General features: G+C 31.8%; 17 protein-coding genes. 14 read left to right on the forward strand and 3 right to left on the reverse strand.

Going from position 1 to position 16,452, the window contains the following annotated elements; all coding sequences use genetic code 11:
• Positions 1 to 97: 97 nt before the first annotated feature.
• Both AC30RD_RS00275 and AC30RD_RS00280 read right to left on the reverse strand, forming a co-directional pair.
• Positions 98 to 460 (reverse strand): four helix bundle protein, encoded by a 363-nt coding sequence (locus AC30RD_RS00275; protein ID WP_489492111.1) that lies wholly within the window; start codon positions 458 to 460, stop codon positions 98 to 100.
• 44 nt (positions 461 to 504) lie between these two features.
• Positions 505 to 1,620, reverse strand: coding sequence for an HlyD family secretion protein (locus AC30RD_RS00280; protein WP_489492112.1), 1,116 nt, complete (start codon positions 1,618 to 1,620; stop codon positions 505 to 507).
• A 514-nt stretch (positions 1,621 to 2,134) separates the two neighbouring features.
• Between AC30RD_RS00280 and AC30RD_RS00285 the strand changes: the two genes are divergently transcribed.
• Genes AC30RD_RS00285 through AC30RD_RS00330 form a run of 10 tightly spaced genes read left to right on the forward strand, consistent with a single transcriptional unit; the run spans position 2,135 to position 13,550 of the window.
• On the forward strand, positions 2,135 to 2,719 hold the full coding sequence (locus AC30RD_RS00285) for a TetR/AcrR family transcriptional regulator (RefSeq protein ID WP_489492113.1): 585 nt from the start codon (positions 2,135 to 2,137) through the stop codon (positions 2,717 to 2,719).
• Positions 2,720 to 2,733: 14 nt separating this feature from the next.
• Positions 2,734 to 3,045: a phasin family protein gene (locus tag AC30RD_RS00290; protein WP_489492114.1), complete on the forward strand. Its 312-nt coding sequence runs from the start codon at positions 2,734 to 2,736 to the stop codon at positions 3,043 to 3,045.
• Positions 3,042 to 4,691 (forward strand): ABC1 kinase family protein, encoded by a 1,650-nt coding sequence (locus AC30RD_RS00295; protein ID WP_489492115.1) that lies wholly within the window; start codon positions 3,042 to 3,044, stop codon positions 4,689 to 4,691. Before AC30RD_RS00290 ends, AC30RD_RS00295 begins: the two co-directional genes overlap by 4 nt.
• Entirely contained in the window at positions 4,688 to 5,845 is a 1,158-nt protein-coding gene (locus AC30RD_RS00300; protein WP_489492116.1) for an HlyD family secretion protein, read from the forward strand. The genes AC30RD_RS00295 and AC30RD_RS00300 overlap by 4 nt, the downstream gene beginning before the upstream one ends.
• A 9-nt stretch (positions 5,846 to 5,854) precedes the next feature.
• The gene (locus AC30RD_RS00305) at positions 5,855 to 7,174 is read left to right on the forward strand and encodes an NAD-binding protein (RefSeq protein WP_489492117.1); all 1,320 of its coding nucleotides are present in this window, start codon (positions 5,855 to 5,857) and stop codon (positions 7,172 to 7,174) included.
• On the forward strand, positions 7,156 to 8,610 hold the full coding sequence (locus tag AC30RD_RS00310; protein ID WP_489492118.1) for a TrkH family potassium uptake protein: 1,455 nt from the start codon (positions 7,156 to 7,158) through the stop codon (positions 8,608 to 8,610). Before AC30RD_RS00305 ends, AC30RD_RS00310 begins: the two co-directional genes overlap by 19 nt.
• Before the next feature lies 1 nt (position 8,611).
• Complete coding sequence (locus tag AC30RD_RS00315) at positions 8,612 to 9,754, forward strand: MFS transporter (protein WP_489492119.1); 1,143 nt, start codon at positions 8,612 to 8,614, stop codon at positions 9,752 to 9,754.
• A complete protein-coding gene (locus tag AC30RD_RS00320) occupies positions 9,741 to 11,351 on the forward strand; it encodes an ATP-binding cassette domain-containing protein (protein WP_489492120.1) in 1,611 nt (536 codons plus the stop codon). The genes AC30RD_RS00315 and AC30RD_RS00320 overlap by 14 nt, the downstream gene beginning before the upstream one ends.
• A 1-nt stretch (position 11,352) precedes the next feature.
• Entirely contained in the window at positions 11,353 to 12,465 is a 1,113-nt protein-coding gene (locus AC30RD_RS00325) for an ABC transporter permease (protein WP_489492121.1), read from the forward strand.
• Positions 12,462 to 13,550: an ABC transporter permease gene (locus AC30RD_RS00330; RefSeq protein WP_489492122.1), complete on the forward strand. Its 1,089-nt coding sequence runs from the start codon at positions 12,462 to 12,464 to the stop codon at positions 13,548 to 13,550. The genes AC30RD_RS00325 and AC30RD_RS00330 overlap by 4 nt, the downstream gene beginning before the upstream one ends.
• Here the strand turns inward: AC30RD_RS00330 and AC30RD_RS00335 are convergent.
• Positions 13,547 to 13,867 (reverse strand): hypothetical protein, encoded by a 321-nt coding sequence (locus AC30RD_RS00335; protein ID WP_489492123.1) that lies wholly within the window; start codon positions 13,865 to 13,867, stop codon positions 13,547 to 13,549. The two genes, AC30RD_RS00330 and AC30RD_RS00335, sit on opposite strands and share 4 nt — an antisense overlap.
• Positions 13,868 to 13,934: 67 nt before the next feature.
• Between AC30RD_RS00335 and ppk2 the strand changes: the two genes are divergently transcribed.
• From ppk2 to amrS, 4 genes are all read left to right on the forward strand, one after another.
• A complete protein-coding gene (gene ppk2 / locus AC30RD_RS00340) occupies positions 13,935 to 14,693 on the forward strand; it encodes a polyphosphate kinase 2 (protein WP_489492124.1) in 759 nt (252 codons plus the stop codon).
• A gap of 10 nt (positions 14,694 to 14,703) precedes the next feature.
• Positions 14,704 to 15,018, forward strand: coding sequence for a hypothetical protein (locus tag AC30RD_RS00345; RefSeq protein WP_489492125.1), 315 nt, complete (start codon positions 14,704 to 14,706; stop codon positions 15,016 to 15,018).
• A gap of 9 nt (positions 15,019 to 15,027) precedes the next feature.
• A complete protein-coding gene (locus AC30RD_RS00350) occupies positions 15,028 to 15,618 on the forward strand; it encodes a flavin reductase family protein (RefSeq protein WP_489492126.1) in 591 nt (196 codons plus the stop codon).
• A gap of 48 nt (positions 15,619 to 15,666) precedes the next feature.
• A partial coding sequence (amrS, locus tag AC30RD_RS00355) for an AmmeMemoRadiSam system radical SAM enzyme (RefSeq protein ID WP_489492127.1) occupies positions 15,667 to 16,452 on the forward strand: 786 nt, incomplete at its 3' end.

The raw sequence follows: 16,452 nt of genomic DNA on the forward strand, positions 1-16,452 counted from the left end.
CCTACCATAACGATTATGGTAAATATGGCTCTCTCTTTGTTTGTTATGTCCCAAGGTTTTTTGTTTTCGGAATTGGGAATTGGGAATTGGGAATTAGTCATCTTTTTTCCCTACTTTTTATAATAAAACTATTTAACTTTTTTGCAAGCTCCTCAGATATCGATAAAACTTCATCCATCAACTCTTTAACAATTAACCCTCTTTTATGAAGTAAAAATATCCAATGCTTTACTTCAAATAAAGAGCCCCTTGCATTGTAATAAAATCTAATTTTATCGTTGAAATAAAATCTTCCAAATCCTTCGGCAATATTTGCACCAATAGAATCACTGGCTCTTAATAACTGCTTCCCTGTTGTATATCTGAATTCTTTTGATAAATTTTTATAAATTTTCCAATTTATATCTGATATTTTGATCGCCAATTGATAAATTTCTAAATTTCCTAACTTATCTACCATGCCTCTCTCCTATTTCCCAATTCCTATTTCCTAATTCCTATTTCCTAATTCCTATTTATAGCCACACTCGCTCCCATACCGACTCTTAATTTGTCGGTTTTATTTTCGATAGATATTTTTACGATAAATCTTTGATCAAGCTTTGTAAACTCTCCGCTTGCGATATCTCTTGGAACCAAACTAAATGTAGCGGCACTTGCCGGTAAAATCTTTAAAACTTTACCCTTAAAATCGATATTGGGATAAGCGTCTACCTTTATTTTTACGCTATTTCCAACTTCTACCCCTTTTAATTTCTTTTCGCTTAGCAAAACCTCTATATGCAGATTTTTTGGATCTACAACAGAATATATAGGATACCCTTTATCTACAACTTTTGAAATATTTACAAATTTTTTGGCAACAACACCGTCAATCGGGGAGTAAAGATTACAATAGGTTATCTTATTTTTTATATCTTCTTCGTTTTTTTGTAAAGCCTCTTTTCTTTTTGCTAAAGATTTTATCTCAAGATCCAGCTCCTTTAAAATCTTTCTTTTTATATATGATAGATTTAACCTCTCTTTTAGATTTTTAAGCTCAAAATCGGCGGCCAAAAGCTCTTTTTTTTGAGCCTCTATCAAATCTTTTAATGACTCTTTTTTTGTTTTTATATTTTCATATTCATTTTTTGATATGAGATTTTCTTTTAGAAGCTTTTTAAATCTTTTCTCGTCCAAAGATAGTTTTTTTAGATTTTGCAAGTTTGCCGAAATTTTAAAATTTAGAGCATCTATTTTCTCTTTTAATGAATCTATCCTATTTTGCGCAATATTTTTATCAATATCCAATTCATTTTTTATTCTATGCCTTTTCTCTTTTAAGGCTTTTATTTTTAAGTTTAGAGATTCTATCTCTTTTTGAACTCTTTTTAAAGCAACCTTAAAATCCTCATCATCAAGCTTTGCTAAAATCTCACCTTTTTTTACTCCATCTCCCTCCTCTTTATAAAGTTTTATAATTTTACCGCTCACTTTAAATCCTAAAGTTAAAAGCTTATCTGTTTTTACAAAAGCCGCATCGCTTACGGCGTTTTTTGTTCTATAGGTTATAAAATCATAGGCTATATAGCTAAATATTAATATCAAAATTATCAATAAAACAGAGCCGATCTTTTTCATAATATTCCTTTTAGAATGGGGAATTGGGAATTTGGAATTTGGAATTGGGCATTGGAAATTGAACCCTCTCTTATCATCTTGACCCCTTACCGCCTTACCCCCTTACCACCTTACCCCCTTATCACCTTATCACCTTCCCACCTTCCCACCTTACCCCCTTATCACCTTACCACCTTACCCCTTCTCCCTTCTCCCTTCTCCCTTCTCCCTTCAACCTCTCACTCAACCACTCAACTACTCAACCATTTTAACTTTTTTAACTAATTTAAACATTGAACATTAGAAATTTGGAATTAGGCATTGGGAATTTGGAATTGGTAAAATTCATTACAACTTTTTAACTCTCTCACTTTCTAACTTTCTAACTTTTAATTAACCACTTAACCATTTTAACTACTCATCCATTCTAACCAGCACAGCAAAACCCAATTCCTACTTTATGAATTATATTCACTTTTTTATTAACTAATTCTTACTTAAGAAATTTCATTTTATAATAACTAAAAGGAGAATTATGGAGATAAAAGAGAGAGTAAAAGAGTTTAAAAAAGAGTTGGTATTAAAAAAGGTTAGCCAATTTTTTGAAAAAAACGGATTTAATGAGGCGAAAATGGTAGATATCGCTTCATTTTGCAACATATCTGTTGGAGCTTTATATAAACTTTTCCCTTCAAAAGATGAACTTTTTTATGAGTATGTAAATTATCAGATAAATCAATTTTACGAAAAATTAAAAAAAGGCTTTGAAAACTTTGAAAAATGTGAAGATAGATTGAAATATTTTATAAGATTAAAATTTGAAACTTTTTTGGAAAAAAAAGAGATTTTAAAAGACACTGTAGCAGGTGACCCACTCTTTTTTACAAAACTCAACGCAAACAAAGGAAATCCCGCACAAAAGGTTTATAAGATTGTTGCAGAGGAGTTTGAAAAATTAAATAAAAAAACTCCTTTAAAAACCGAGGATTTTGAAAAGATAGCATTTTTGTTCAACTCTTTTACCTACGGGTATATAGAATTTTGGCTTATATACAATAAAGATATTATGAAATATATCGAGGAAGCCTATGATATATTTATAAAAGGTATAATAAAATAAAAAAAGGAGAAAAGATGGAAAAAAAACAAAATATCACCCCTTTAGATCTTGTAAAGATAGGACTTGGAGCGATGTTCATAGCAAAAGAAAAAGCCGAGGAGTTAATAGACGAGGCAATCAAAAAGGGAGAGATGAGCAAAGAAGAAGGAGAGAAGTTTTTAGAAAAATTAAAAAATGAGGGCGAAAAAAGCAAAAAAGAGTTGGAAAAAGATATTAAAGAAACAATAAAAAAGGAGTTAAAATCTATTGGAATCGCTACAAAAGATGATATCGCCGCATTAAAAAGAGAGATAAAAGAGCTCAAAGAGCTTTTGAGTAAAAAATGATTTCAACTCTACATCAGCTTGAGAGATTAAGAGAGATAGCATTTATTCTTATCAAAAACGGATTTGACGATTTTGTAGTAGCTTTAGGACTTGATAAATATATCAAAATTTCAAAAATAGCAAAAGAAAAACATCTCTCAAGAAGCGAAAGAATAAGAAAAACGGTAGAGGAACTTGGACCTACATTTATAAAAATAGCTCAAGTTCTCTCTACAAGACCAGACCTCATCCCTTTGGAGCTTGCAAACGAATTTTCAAAACTTCAAGATAGGGTAGAGCCTATCCCATTTGAAGAACTTGCTCCCATTTTTATAGAGGAGTTTGGCAAAAGCGTAAACGAGATATTTGACACAGAGCTTGAACTTCTTGCTTCCGCATCTTTGGGACAGGTTTATAAAGGAAGATTAAAAGATGGGAGTTTAGTCGCTGTTAAGATATTAAAACCTAAAGCAAAAGAGATAATAAAAGCAGACCTTCAAATACTTTATAAAATCTCCGGTATCGTTGGAGATAAACTAAAAGCTTACGGAATAGAGTCTCCCACAAAAATTTTAAAAGAGTTCGAAAAGACTATAAAAAAAGAGTTAGATTATACGATTGAGGCTTTAAATCTAAAAAGATTTGCGAAAAATTTTGAAGATGACGAAAGGATAAAAGTCCCAAAACTTTTTGAAGAGCTTTCAACCAGTAAAATTTTGACAATGGAGTATATAGAGGGGATTAAAGTTTCTGAACTTTCCAAATTAAAAAAGCTCGATATCGATCCCAAAAAAATTGCAAAAAACGGATTTGATCTATTATGCAGACAAATATTTGAATTTAGATTTTTTCACGCCGATCCCCATCCTGGAAATATATTTGTTTTAAAAGACGAAAAAATAGCCTTTTTAGACTTTGGGATGATGGGAAGCATTAGCGAAAAAGATAGAAAATATTTTATAGATATGATCTATTATGTAATAAAAGAGGAGGAAGAAAAAGCCGCCTTATCTATATTAAATCTTGCAAAAATAGAAAATGAAAATCTTGATATCGACTCCTTTGCAAAAGATATGGGAGATATTATAAGAACCTATTTTTATAGCTCTTTAAAAGATATAAAAATAAAAAATCTATTAGAAGATATTATCTCTTTAATGAGTCAATATAGAGTCTATTTTAGAGAAAATAACTACCTACTCGTTAAAGCTTTAATAACGATCGAAGGAGTCGGGAAAAATCTCGATCCAGATTTTAACGCCGCACAAGAGATAAAACCTTTTATTATAAATTTTTATAAAGAGACTATCTCTTTTGGTGCATTTTTATCAAAAGCGGGAGAATTTCCCAAAGAGTTTGCAGACTTTTTGACAGGTTTTCCCGAAGATCTAAAATCTTTGGTAAATAAAATAAAAAGCGGTAATTTAAAAATAGAGTTTGAACATATAGGATTGGAAAAAGTGGAAGAGTCCATGGAAAAATCCGCAAACAGGCTCTCAATAGCCATAATAATAGCCTCTATATTGATAGGCTCTTCGTTATTAGTTTTGGCAAACACTCCTCCTTTAATATTTAATATACCGATATTTGGACTTATAGGCTTTATAGTAGCCACCTTTTTAGGCATAATACTCATTCATTCGATATATAAAAGGGGAAAACTTTGAATCTTTTGAAAAAATATCTAATAGGATTAATTTTACTGATTTTAATACTCTTTGCCTCATATTTAATATATGATTATCTTCATCCAAAAAAACTTCCTCCAAATCTAATAGAAGGGGTTGGAAGAATAGATGGGGATCTTGTCAATATAAATACGAAATACCCAGGAAGAATAGAAAAAATTTTTATACAAGATAGCTCTAAAATTAAAAAAAATGATCTAATAGCCATTTTGTCCTCTAAAGAGTATGAAGCAAAAAAAGAGGGGCTAAACGCCTTAATAGAGGCAAAAACAAAAGAGATCAAAGCAAAAGAGATAGAACTTGAGATAACAAAAGACTCCCTTCCTCAAAACGTAAAAAAAGCTTTAGAGGATGTAAAGGCAAAAGAGGCGGCTATAAATGAGTTAAATAAAAATATAGATACTCTAAAAGATATCGTCTCTCAAGATAAAAAAGATTTAAATAGATTAAAAGCCCTTTATAAAAACAATCTTATAGAAAAACATAAAATCGAAGAGGCTCAATTAAAATATAAAAGCGACAAAAACAGACTTTTATCGCTAATAGAAAAGAAAAAAAGGTTAAAATCTTATATAAATATTTCAAAAAGCTCCCTAAAACAGGCAAAAACCACTTTAAAAAAAATAAAATCTTTAAAATTTGCCATAGAAGGTTTAAAAAATAGCTTACTTGCCCTAAAAGCTCAAAGAAAAGAGATAGATGCCATTTTGGACGAATTAAAAATTAGATCTTTTATAGATGGATATATCGTTGAAAAAATAGCACAAGAAGGAGAGGTTATAACACCTCAAATACCAATAGCAACCGCAATAGATCCAAAATCTTTATATCTTAAAATTTTTATCGATACGATAAATGTAGGGAAGATAAAAATCGGAAACGATGCTATAATTTTTTTGGACGCTTATCCAAATAAGCCTATAAAAGCAAAAGTTGTAAGAATCGCACAAAAAGCCGAGTTTACTCCAAAAGAGGTCGCCGTTAGAAGCGATAGGATCCAAAGGGTATATGCTGTAGATATTAAACCCATAAAGCCAAATCCTCTTTTAAAACTTGGCTTACCGGCTATTGGGATTATATCGATTGACGGTAAAAATCTTCCAAAAAGTTTAAAAGATATTCCTCAAATTTAGGACGCAAATATGGATATTATTATAGCAGGAGCGGGAAGAGTCGGATATAGACTGGCAAAAACGTTATCTATTAAACATAATATTTTCATAATAGATAAAAATATTGAGGCTCTAAATAGATTGCAAGAGTCTATAGATATAATGGCTATTTTTGGAGATATAGAAGATCCCGATACCTATAAAAACTTTATAGATAAAAAGTTTGATATATTTATTGCCGTAACCGATAGTGACGAAGCAAATATCTTATCGACTCTTATAGCAGACGACATAATAGACGTAAACAAAAAAATTATAAGACTTAGAAACGAATATTTCGCAAAAAGTTCAATATCCCAAAAATTAAATATCAACGATGCGGTTTTTCCATTCGTAGAAGCTGCAAAATCCATAAAATCTCTTTTGGATTTTCCAAAAGCAAATAACGTAAAAGATTTTATATTTACACCTTTTAAACTTGTCTCGGTTCAGTTAAAAAAAGTTTTTGAGTTAAAAAAAGAGGATATTGAAAATCAAAAATGTGTTGTGGTAGGAATAGAGAGAGAAAAAAAGTTTTTTATACCCAAAAAGGGAGAGATTTTAAAAGATAACGACTTAATCTATATCTTTGGAGAAGAAAATAGTATAAAAAATATTTGCAACACACTTAATAAAGAGGCTCCAAAAGAGATCAAAAAAGTAGCTATTTTTGGGGCGAAACTTTTGGGCTTAGAGATAGCAAAAGCCTTTTTGGAAAAAAATATTCAGCTAAAAATAATAGAAAAAGATCCAAATCTTTGCAAAAAAGCCTCTTTAGCTTTGCAAGATAAAGCTATTGTAATAAACAGCAGATATGTAGAGCATACCCTCTATGAAGAAGAAAATATAAAAAACGCCGATATGATAATCGCTACAAGCAACGAAGATGAAGAAAATATTATTAGATGCTTGGAGGCAAAAGAGTATGGAGTAAAAAAAACGGTAGCCGTAAATAACAATATCGAGTTTTACAATCTTATGCACAAACTATCCATAATCGCGGTTAGAGGTCCTAAAACAAGCGCATATTACTCTATACTTGAAAAGATCGGCTCAAGCAATATAATAACAGAAAAACATTTTTGCGGGGGAAGAGGAACGGTATTTATTAGAAAAATATTTCCAAACTCTTCGATTATAGGAAAAAGCATAAAACCCTACAAAAGGGAAGACTTTATAACTTTTCTTATAAGAGACGAAAAAATAAGAGAGTTTAAAGATAAAATAACAATAAAAGAGGGGGATTTAATCGTAATATTTTTAAAAACATATCTTGAAGAGAGAGCTAAAAAGTGGATCTTCAATCTATAAAAAATATCGCTAAGTTTATCAGCGCTATAGGTTTGGGGCTTGGCGTTTTTTTCCTAATCCCAATATTTACCGGACTTTTTTACGGAGAAAATATAAAAAAATTTATAATATTTGATCTTCTTTTTTTGATTTTTAACTTTTTAATATTTTCATATCTATCAAAACACTATTTTAAGATGAGTATCAAAGAGTCGATATTTGCCGTAAATCTTGTTTGGATATTGCTAGGTGTAGTTGGAGGAGCAAGTCTATATTTAACTTGCGATATAGGGTATGTTGACGCTTTTTTTGAAGCCGTAAGCGGTTTTACGACTACCGGAGCTACAATTTTTAGCGATATAGAGTCATTGTCTCATACCGCTTTGATATTAAGAAGCCTAATGCATTGGCTTGGAGGAATGGGAATCATAGTTCTTGGAGTAGGACTATTAACTCTTATAAATCCCACGGGCTCTTTAACTCTTTTTAAAGCTGAATCAACGGGTATAAAAATGGAAAAATTGACTCCAAAAATCAAAGATACGGCAATTAGGCTTTGGGGGATATATCTGTTTTTAACATTTATAGATACGCTACTTCTTTGGGCGGAGGGAATGAGTTTTTTTGACGCTTTAAATCACGCATTTTCCACAATCTCCACGGGAGGCTTTTCTACAAAAAACAGCTCTTTGGGCTTTTGGGAGGATAATTTTTTAATACTTTGGACGACAACAATTTTTATGCTACTTTCAGGAATAAACTTTATTGCCCATCTAAAGGCTCTTAACAAAGATTTTAACGGATATAAAAGTCAAGAGGTAAAATGGTATATCATAATTTTTCTAATCATCTCAATAGCACTAACCGCATCCCATTTATATAATTCAAAAGATACTTTTTTTCACGCATTAACCCACTCTTTTTTTACAATCTCTTCGATTTTAACAACTACGGGTTTTGCCTCTTTGGATTATCAAAAATGGGGAAGTTTATCTATAGCAATTATTTTTATCGTTATGTTCATAGGAGGCAACGCCGGAAGCACCGCAGGGGGCATAAAAGTTATCAGATATGTTGTTTTATTTAAAAATCTTCAACTCCAGCTAAAAAAGATCTTGCATCCAAACGCCACAATGGGCATATTTATCGATAAAAACAGAATAGGTAGCGAAATTTTGGGAAGCGTTAGCGGCTTTTTGTTTATATTTTTTATAACAAACTTGGCTTTATCTTTTTATCTTTACGCAAGCGGATACGATTTTTTAACTTCATTTAGCGCATCTATAGCATGCATAGGAAATATAGGTCCTGGGTTTTCCCATGTAGGGCCGGCTGAAAATTTTGCTTTTTTCACAGATTTTCAAAAAGTTGTTTTAGCCCTATTTATGATCATAGGAAGACTTGAGTTTTATACGTTTATTATTTTATTTAGCAAAGATTTTTGGAAGAGATTTTGATATGAATAAAAATATTATCTATTTAGGATTGACAAGTTTTTTTACAGATTTTGCATCCGCTATGATAAATCCTATCTTGCCAATATTTGTCGTAATTTATTTAAACGAAGGTATGGATAAACTTGGACTAATTGTAGCGGTTGCGACTTTTGTTTCATACGCCCTTAGACTTCTTAGTGGATATATCTCCGATAGATACGGGATAGTTAAGCCTTTGGTGGTTTTAGGTTATGCTCTTTCGGCTTTTAGCAAACCCCTTATGGCATTTGCGTCAACTTATAAAAGCGTTGCGGCTCTAAAGGCTTTAGAAAGATTGGGAAAGGCATTTAGATCCGCGCCAAAAGATGCTATGATCGCCTATTTCGGGAAAAAAAAACAGATGGGTAAAACCTTTGGTTTTCATAAAACTTTAGATATCTTTGGAGAGCTATCGGGGACTATTTTTCTTTTTTTGATCTTATATTTTTTCTCAAAAAGCGAAGAGGTTATTAGAAACATCTTTCTTCTTACCATTATCCCCGGCTTTTTAGCGCTGCTTATAGTTATATTTTTTGTTAAAGATATACCTAAAAAAAAAGAGAAAAAAGAGTTTAAACTATCAAAAAAAGACAAAAAGATAATATCTGATCTCTTTTTTTATTTTCTTTTTATACTCTTTTTTTTCAATGAGGCTTTTTTTACTATGCAGGCCAAAGAGGTTGGCATCAAAACAGCCTTTATTCCTCTTTTGTTTATAGTCTCAACCTTAACTCAAACTCTAACAAGTTATATCTCTGGAATCATAATAGATAAGATAGGAGTTAAAAACACTCTTTTTATCTCCTATCTTTTTGGGATAACTTCACTTCTTTTTTTATATTTTAAATCCGAAATTTTCACATGGATAGCATACGCCTTTTTAGGGCTATTTACCGTATTTTCATTAAACGCCAACAGAGCCTATATAGCCTCTTATTCCATAAACAAAGCCAGCGTTTATGGAGTATTTTACGCAGGTGTGGCTCTCTTTGGCGCTATTGGTGCCTATATAGTGGGGTTTTTATGGGAGAGATTTGGGATAGATTTTGCCTTAAATTTCTCTCTTTTTGGTTTGTTATCGATTTTAATAATATTTTATTTAAAGGCTAAATTTGTCAACTCTTGAGGTAAAAAATGTAACCGTTAGATATAAAAATAAAATAGCCCTAAAAAACGCGCAAATTTTTGCCCAAGAAGAAGAGATTATCGGCTTTATCGGGGCCGATGGGTCTGGAAAAAGCTCCCTAATGCACGCAATTTGCGGTATTATAAAATTTGAAGGAGAGATAAAATATAAAAATTTTACATACCGCAATCCAAAAGAAGCCGAATATATAAAGCCCTATTTGGGACTGATGCCTCAAGGAATAGGCTTGGTTTTATACCCGGACCTAACGGTAGAAGAGCATTTAGAGTTTTTCACTTCCATAAGAAACATAAAAAAAAGCAAAAAGTTTTTAGAGTATAAAAAAAGACTCCTTGAGATGGCAGGGCTTTCCAGATTTAGAGATAGACTAGCTAGAAATTTAAGCGGCGGTATGATGCAAAAACTATCTTTGATATGCACCCTTATACATAAACCAAAACTCCTTGTTTTGGATGAGCCCACAACGGGAGTAGATCCATTAAGTAGAATGGAATTGTGGGAGATTTTAAAGGAGAATAAAAAAAACTCCTTATCCATCATAAGCACCGCATATATGCAAGAGGCTGAAAAATTTGACAAAATATTTCTTTTTGACGAAGGAGAGATTATCGCAAAAGGAAACGTTAGAGAGCTTTTGGATTTGGCAAAAGATTTTACATACCAAGAGCAAGAGTGCAAAGAGTGCGTAACTTTCAATAAAAGAACATACTCTCTAAAACCCCTAAATGCTCCTCACGCAAAACCCACTTTAGAGAGTCTTTTTTTTATAAACGCTCTTAAAAAGAAAAAAACATTGCCAAAAATCAAGATCCAAAAAAGAAAAAAAGAGAAAAAAATCCCTCAGATAGTTATGGAGGCCAAAGGGTTAACAAAAAGATTTGGCAAATTTGTAGCAAACGATCATATAGATATGAAATTAAAAAGTGGAGAGATTTTGGGTCTTCTTGGAGCAAACGGAGCCGGTAAGACAACATTTATCAAGATGCTTTTAGGGCTTTACCCAATAGACGAAGGAGAACTTTACCTTCTTGGAAAAAGGATAAAATCATACAAACAAAGGCAGGAGTTAAAAGATAAAATAGGATATATGAGTCAACATTTCTCCCTTTATAAAGATATGACCATCAGAGAAAATCTCATCTATTTTGCCACACTGCACAACTTCTCTATGAAAGAGAGTTTAGAAAAAATTGATAGATACTCAAAATCGTTAGGTTTTTACGAATATCTTGATAGCTTTCCCAAAGATGTTCCTTTAGGCATCAACCAAAGATTCTCATTAGCGGTTGCTATATTTCACGAGCCTGTGGTTTTGTTTTTAGATGAACCAACAAGTGGGGTTGACACTATGGCAAGAGCCCAATTTTGGGATCTTTTACATCAACTAAAAAACAATTGGAATATATCTATACTCATAACAACGCACTATATGAGCGAAGCGGAATTTTGCGATAGGATCGTTTTATTAAAAGATGGTAAAAAAATCGCCGATGATAGCGTAGAAAATCTATATAAAAAATTTCCAGAAGCAAAAAATTTTGAAGATATTTTTTTGAAGTTACATAAAAAGGCATAAAATGCAACTTAGCGTAATTAAAGCCTATATGTTAAAAGAGTTTAAAGAGCTTGTTAGATCAAAAATGATTTTTATGGTCTATTTTATGCCTACGATGGTGATCATTTTATTTGGATATGGAATAAGGATGGAAGTAACAAACGCCAGAACCATAATCATCGACAACGACAAAAGTAAACTCTCTTACCAACTAATAAGCAAATTTGAACACTCAAAATATTTTGATACGAAAGTTTTAAATATCTCCGAAAAAGAGGCTCTAAGAGAGATTAAAAAAGCAAAAACAGATATTTTAATAATCATCCCATCCTCTTTTGAAAAAAACCTTTTGCACAACCAAAAAAGCGAAATAGCGGTATTTATAGACGGAGCTTTTCCAATTAGAGCTATGACTATGCAAAGCTATGTTTTGGGTGTTATTTTAAATATGGCAAAAGAGAATATAAAAAATTTAAATTTTAAATTTATAGATATAAATCAAAGAGCTCTTTTTAACCAGGCTATGAGAGACGAAAACGCGATAGTTCCAGGACTTATAGGTCTGATTTTGCTTGTGGCTCCAGCAATGCTTTCTGCTTTATTGATAGTTAAAGAAAAAGAGAAAGGAACAATTTTTAATTTTTATTCATCTCCCATTAAAAAATTTGAGTTTTTAATAGCAAAATTAACTCCCGTTTTTCTCCTTCATTCGGTAAATATTTTTATACTTTTTTTATGGGCGGTATATCTTTTTGAGGTGCCTTTTAGAGGAAGTTTTTTATTATATTGGATAAGTTCTGAAATCTATATACTCATTAGCTTATCAATAGGCCTGCTTGTCTCTATAATAACAAAAAGACAGATAGTTGCAGTTGTTTTGACAATTATTATCACAATAATTCCCGGATTTTTATACTCTGGAATGTTGATGCCCATATCTTCAATGAAAGGAGAGTCCTATATCGAAGCTCACCTTTTCCCGGTTATGTATTATAACCATATAGTTTATGACACCTTTTTAATCGCCCAAGGGTTAAACTCGTCAAAAACTCTTCTATATTTACTTATATTGATATTTTACGCCGCTACACTTTTGACAATAGGAACTTTAGCTCTTAAAAAGGAGCTAAAATGAAAAACTTTAAAATCTTTTATACGGTTTTTTCAAAAGAGATTATCACATTTTTAAGGTCTATTGGGCTTGTGCTGGTAATATTATACTCTTTTACTATTGATATCTACATAGCTGGGGCTGGGATACAGGTAAAACCTCAAAACGTAAAAGTTGGATATGTAGATGAGAGCAACTCTTTGCTTTCAAAAAAGATTCTTTTACATTTTCATAAACCAGAATTTGAAACTCCCGTTATATTTAATTCGCAAAAAGAGTTAACAAAGGCAATTTTTGATAAAAAGATCATCGTTGGACTTATATTTGATAAGGATTTTGAAAAAAATTTTATAAAAAATAATATCGCAACAATAAATATATTATTGGACTCTACGGCTGCTTCCCAAAGCTATATCACACTTAGCTATATACAAAATACTCTTTTGAATTTTGCCGATTTAAAAATCCCCGTTGATATAAAGATTCATAAACTATTCAATCAAAACTCCGATAGCAAAATGTTTATTGGTTTTACAGAACTTTTATCGGTTATAACTTTGCTTATGGTGATATTAAGCGCTGTGGTTTTTGTCAAAGAAAAAGAGGAAGGCACTTGGGATATTATGCTTCTAAGCCCCGTTGATTCAAAAATTATTATTTTTGCAAAAACTTTTTCACAAGTTTTTATCATTTTATGCGGGATATTGCTCTCTTTGGGTTTTGTGGTTTTTAAAATATTTAATACACCTCTAAACGGCTCTTTTTGGGCTTTTATGCTTCTTAGCCTTTTATACTCGTTAACAAGCGGAGGCATAGGACTTTTTATAGCCGCAATCTCAAGAAGCGTTATGCAGGTTGCGCAACTATCTATTATAATAATGATGCCTTTGATATTTTTAAGTGGAGCTTGGACTCCAATTTATGCGATGCGCCCTTTGCTTCAAAAACTATCTTTATTATCCCCTCTTAGATACTATATTGAAGGAAGTGAGAGTATATTTTTTAGAGGGACGCCATTTTTTGATCTTTGGCCCTACTTTTTGGGAGTCACCGCTTTGGGATTGATAATGTTTTATATAGGATATAAAAAAATAGGCAAACTATTTTAAAATTTCAATATATTTTTTCTTCCAGGTTGCTCTATTTTTATATCTTTTTTCTTTATATAAAAATATTCGCCCGTTTTTGGGAAAAAAACTTGAACAAATCCATCTTTTTCCCCTATATCCATTCTAACTTCGACTTTCTCTTTGGGATAAAAAACTCTACATCCTCTTTTTACTATCTCAAGATCAATATCTATATTTTTCTTTAGCATAATATCGATCTCTTTTATATCCTTTAAATCCGCACATCCTACTGTTGTGTTGATTATGGTGTCTCCAAAAAGCAAAAAAGGAGCCAAAAACAAAAGCGTCTTTTTCATTTTTTAACCTTTAGTAAAAATTATCATACTATAATAAATATAGCACAACTACTCTTAAAGGCAAAATATGGACAAAAAAGAGTATAAAAAGACCCTCTACTGGCTCCAAGTTGAACTTGTGAAATTCCAAAAATATGTTATTGAAAAAGATATAAAAGTTTGCACGATTTTTGAAGGAAGGGACGCAGCGGGAAAAGATGGTATGATAAAAAGATTTACAGAACATCTATCTCCAAGAGATACAAGAGTGGTAGCCCTTAGCAAACCTACCGAACTTGATAAAAAATATTGGTATTTTCAAAGATATATTCACTATCTTCCAAGAGGCGGAGAGATGGTGTTTTTCAATAGAAGCTGGTATAACAGAGCGGGAGTAGAAAAGGTTATGGGTTTTTGCACAAACGAGCAGTATGAAAAGTTTATGGAAGAGGTGCCAAATTTTGAGCATCTACTTGTGCATGAAGGGATGAGATTTACAAAATATTATCTTGATATATCAAAAAAAGAGCAAAAAAGAAGACTTGAAGAGAGAAAAAAAGATCCTCTAAAGCAGTGGAAAATAAGTCCAATTGATAAGCTTGCCCAAAAACTTTGGAAAGAGTATTCTATAGCAAGAGATGAGATGTTTTCTAGAACCCATTTTGCATTTGCTCCATGGTTTATAGTAAAAGCAGACGATAAAAAAGAGGCTAGAATTAATTGTATAAAACATTTTTTAAGTAGACAAGATTATCCAAAAAAAGATGAAAAGCTTTTAGTATACGATCCAAATATAGTATGCGAATTTGACATTAGCTGCTATAAAAAAGGCTTAATAGCCCAATAAAGGAGATAAGATGAGTATAGAAAAATATATGTTTAGATATATTGATGCCGTAAATGAGCAAAGTTTTAAAGAGGCAGCAACGATATTAAAAGAGATATTAAATATGTGTGATGATGAGAGCGCTTTGATAATAGAGGGTTTTATCGATGCCGCATCAACACTGGAGGCGCTAAAATACGGGGATTTTGACAAAGTAGAAGAATTGTGGAACTCCTATGAGAGCAAAAAAGAGTTTATAAATCCAAAAAACAGATACTACTCCATATATCTTGAGATGAGTTTGATAGTTGAGGATTTAAAAGAAAATATCGAAAAGTTTATATAAAGGATAGGTATGAATATAGATTTTAAATCACTCTCTTTAACCGATAGATACAAAATTATGAGCCATACCATAATTCCAAGACCAATAGCATGGATAGTAACACAAAATGAAACTTTAAATATAGCTCCTTTTAGCTATTTTATGGCTCTATCTTCAAATCCCCCAACTCTTGTTGTCTCTATCGGGCACAAAAAAGATGGATCTATGAAAGATAGTTTAAGAAATATCTTAGAAACAAAAAAATGCACCATTTGCATGGTGGATCAAAAAAATCTAAAAAAGATGCACTATAGCTCAAAAGAGCTCCCCTCAAACGTTAGCGAAGCTCAAATGTTTGATATTAAAACAAAAAAGCTATTTGAGGATTATCCACCTATTATAGAGGATACTCCGGCAGCTTTTTTTTGCACTTTATATCAAAAAATCGAACTAAAAAATAGCAAAACTATTCCCTTAATTTTAGAGATAGAAAAATATTTTGTAGATGATAAGTTTGTAACCGATCCTCAAAAATATCATATAGATTTAGAACTTATAGCAAGAGTAGGCAAAGAGTACGCTCTATGCGATAAAAAGATAGAACCTCCTAAAATGCCCTAAATTTTATGATTTTTGATATAATGGAAAATATATATTGAAGGAGATATTATGGTAGCTGATGCATGGCTTAGCAAAGAGTTAAAAGATAAAAAGGTTTTATGCCTAGCCTGCGCTCACGCATGCAAATTAGAACCGGGAGAGTATGGAAAATGTGGAGTGAGAGTAAACGAAGATGGAAAACTAAAATCCACGGTTTACGGCCTTGCGGCAGCTGCACATATAGATCCCATTGAAAAAAAACCCCTTTTTCATTTTCTTCCAAATAGCAAAGTTTTTTCCATTGGGACCGTTGGATGTAATTTTTGCTGTAAATTTTGCCAAAATTGGGAAATTAGCCAACATCCTCAAACCCACGGATATGAAGTTTTTGGACAAGAGCTTATGCCCGAAAATATCGTTAAACTCGCTATTGAGACCGGATGCAAATCTGTAGCATATACATACAACGAACCGATTGTTTATTTTGAATATACATACGATACGGCAAAATTGGCTCACGAAAAAGGATTAAAAAACGTATATGTTACAAGCGGTTTTGAAACAAGAAAAGCTATAGACGAGCTTGCTCCATATCTAGACGCAATGAATATAGATATAAAATTTTTCAAAGATGAAAGCTACCAAAAAATTAGTTGCGCAAGATTAAAGCCGGTCTTAGATGCTATCAAATACGCCCATTCAAAAGGCATCTGGATTGAGACTACAACATTAATTATTCCCGGTATTAACGATAGCGATCAAGAACTAAGAGACATCGCCAAATTTCAAGCCGATATTGATCCAAATATGCCTTGGCATATTTCAAGATTCCATCCAGATTATAAAATGTTAGAT

The sequence above is a fragment of the Nitrosophilus sp. genome, from assembly GCF_982775275.1.

Coding starts and splice junctions, on each gene's coding strand:
- AC30RD_RS00315 (WP_489492119.1), top strand. CDS start 8,612: ATGAATAAAAATATTATCTATTTAGGATTGACAAGTTTTTTTACAGAT.
- AC30RD_RS00305 (WP_489492117.1), top strand. CDS start 5,855: ATGGATATTATTATAGCAGGAGCGGGAAGAGTCGGATATAGACTGGCA.
- AC30RD_RS00325 (WP_489492121.1), top strand. CDS start 11,353: ATGCAACTTAGCGTAATTAAAGCCTATATGTTAAAAGAGTTTAAAGAG.
- AC30RD_RS00345 (WP_489492125.1), top strand. CDS start 14,704: ATGAGTATAGAAAAATATATGTTTAGATATATTGATGCCGTAAATGAG.
- AC30RD_RS00275 (WP_489492111.1), bottom strand. CDS start 460: ATGGTAGATAAGTTAGGAAATTTAGAAATTTATCAATTGGCGATCAAA.
- AC30RD_RS00285 (WP_489492113.1), top strand. CDS start 2,135: ATGGAGATAAAAGAGAGAGTAAAAGAGTTTAAAAAAGAGTTGGTATTA.
- AC30RD_RS00350 (WP_489492126.1), top strand. CDS start 15,028: ATGAATATAGATTTTAAATCACTCTCTTTAACCGATAGATACAAAATT.
- AC30RD_RS00335 (WP_489492123.1), bottom strand. CDS start 13,867: ATGAAAAAGACGCTTTTGTTTTTGGCTCCTTTTTTGCTTTTTGGAGAC.
- AC30RD_RS00290 (WP_489492114.1), top strand. CDS start 2,734: ATGGAAAAAAAACAAAATATCACCCCTTTAGATCTTGTAAAGATAGGA.
- AC30RD_RS00280 (WP_489492112.1), bottom strand. CDS start 1,620: ATGAAAAAGATCGGCTCTGTTTTATTGATAATTTTGATATTAATATTT.
- AC30RD_RS00330 (WP_489492122.1), top strand. CDS start 12,462: ATGAAAAACTTTAAAATCTTTTATACGGTTTTTTCAAAAGAGATTATC.
- ppk2 (WP_489492124.1), top strand. CDS start 13,935: ATGGACAAAAAAGAGTATAAAAAGACCCTCTACTGGCTCCAAGTTGAA.
- AC30RD_RS00295 (WP_489492115.1), top strand. CDS start 3,042: ATGATTTCAACTCTACATCAGCTTGAGAGATTAAGAGAGATAGCATTT.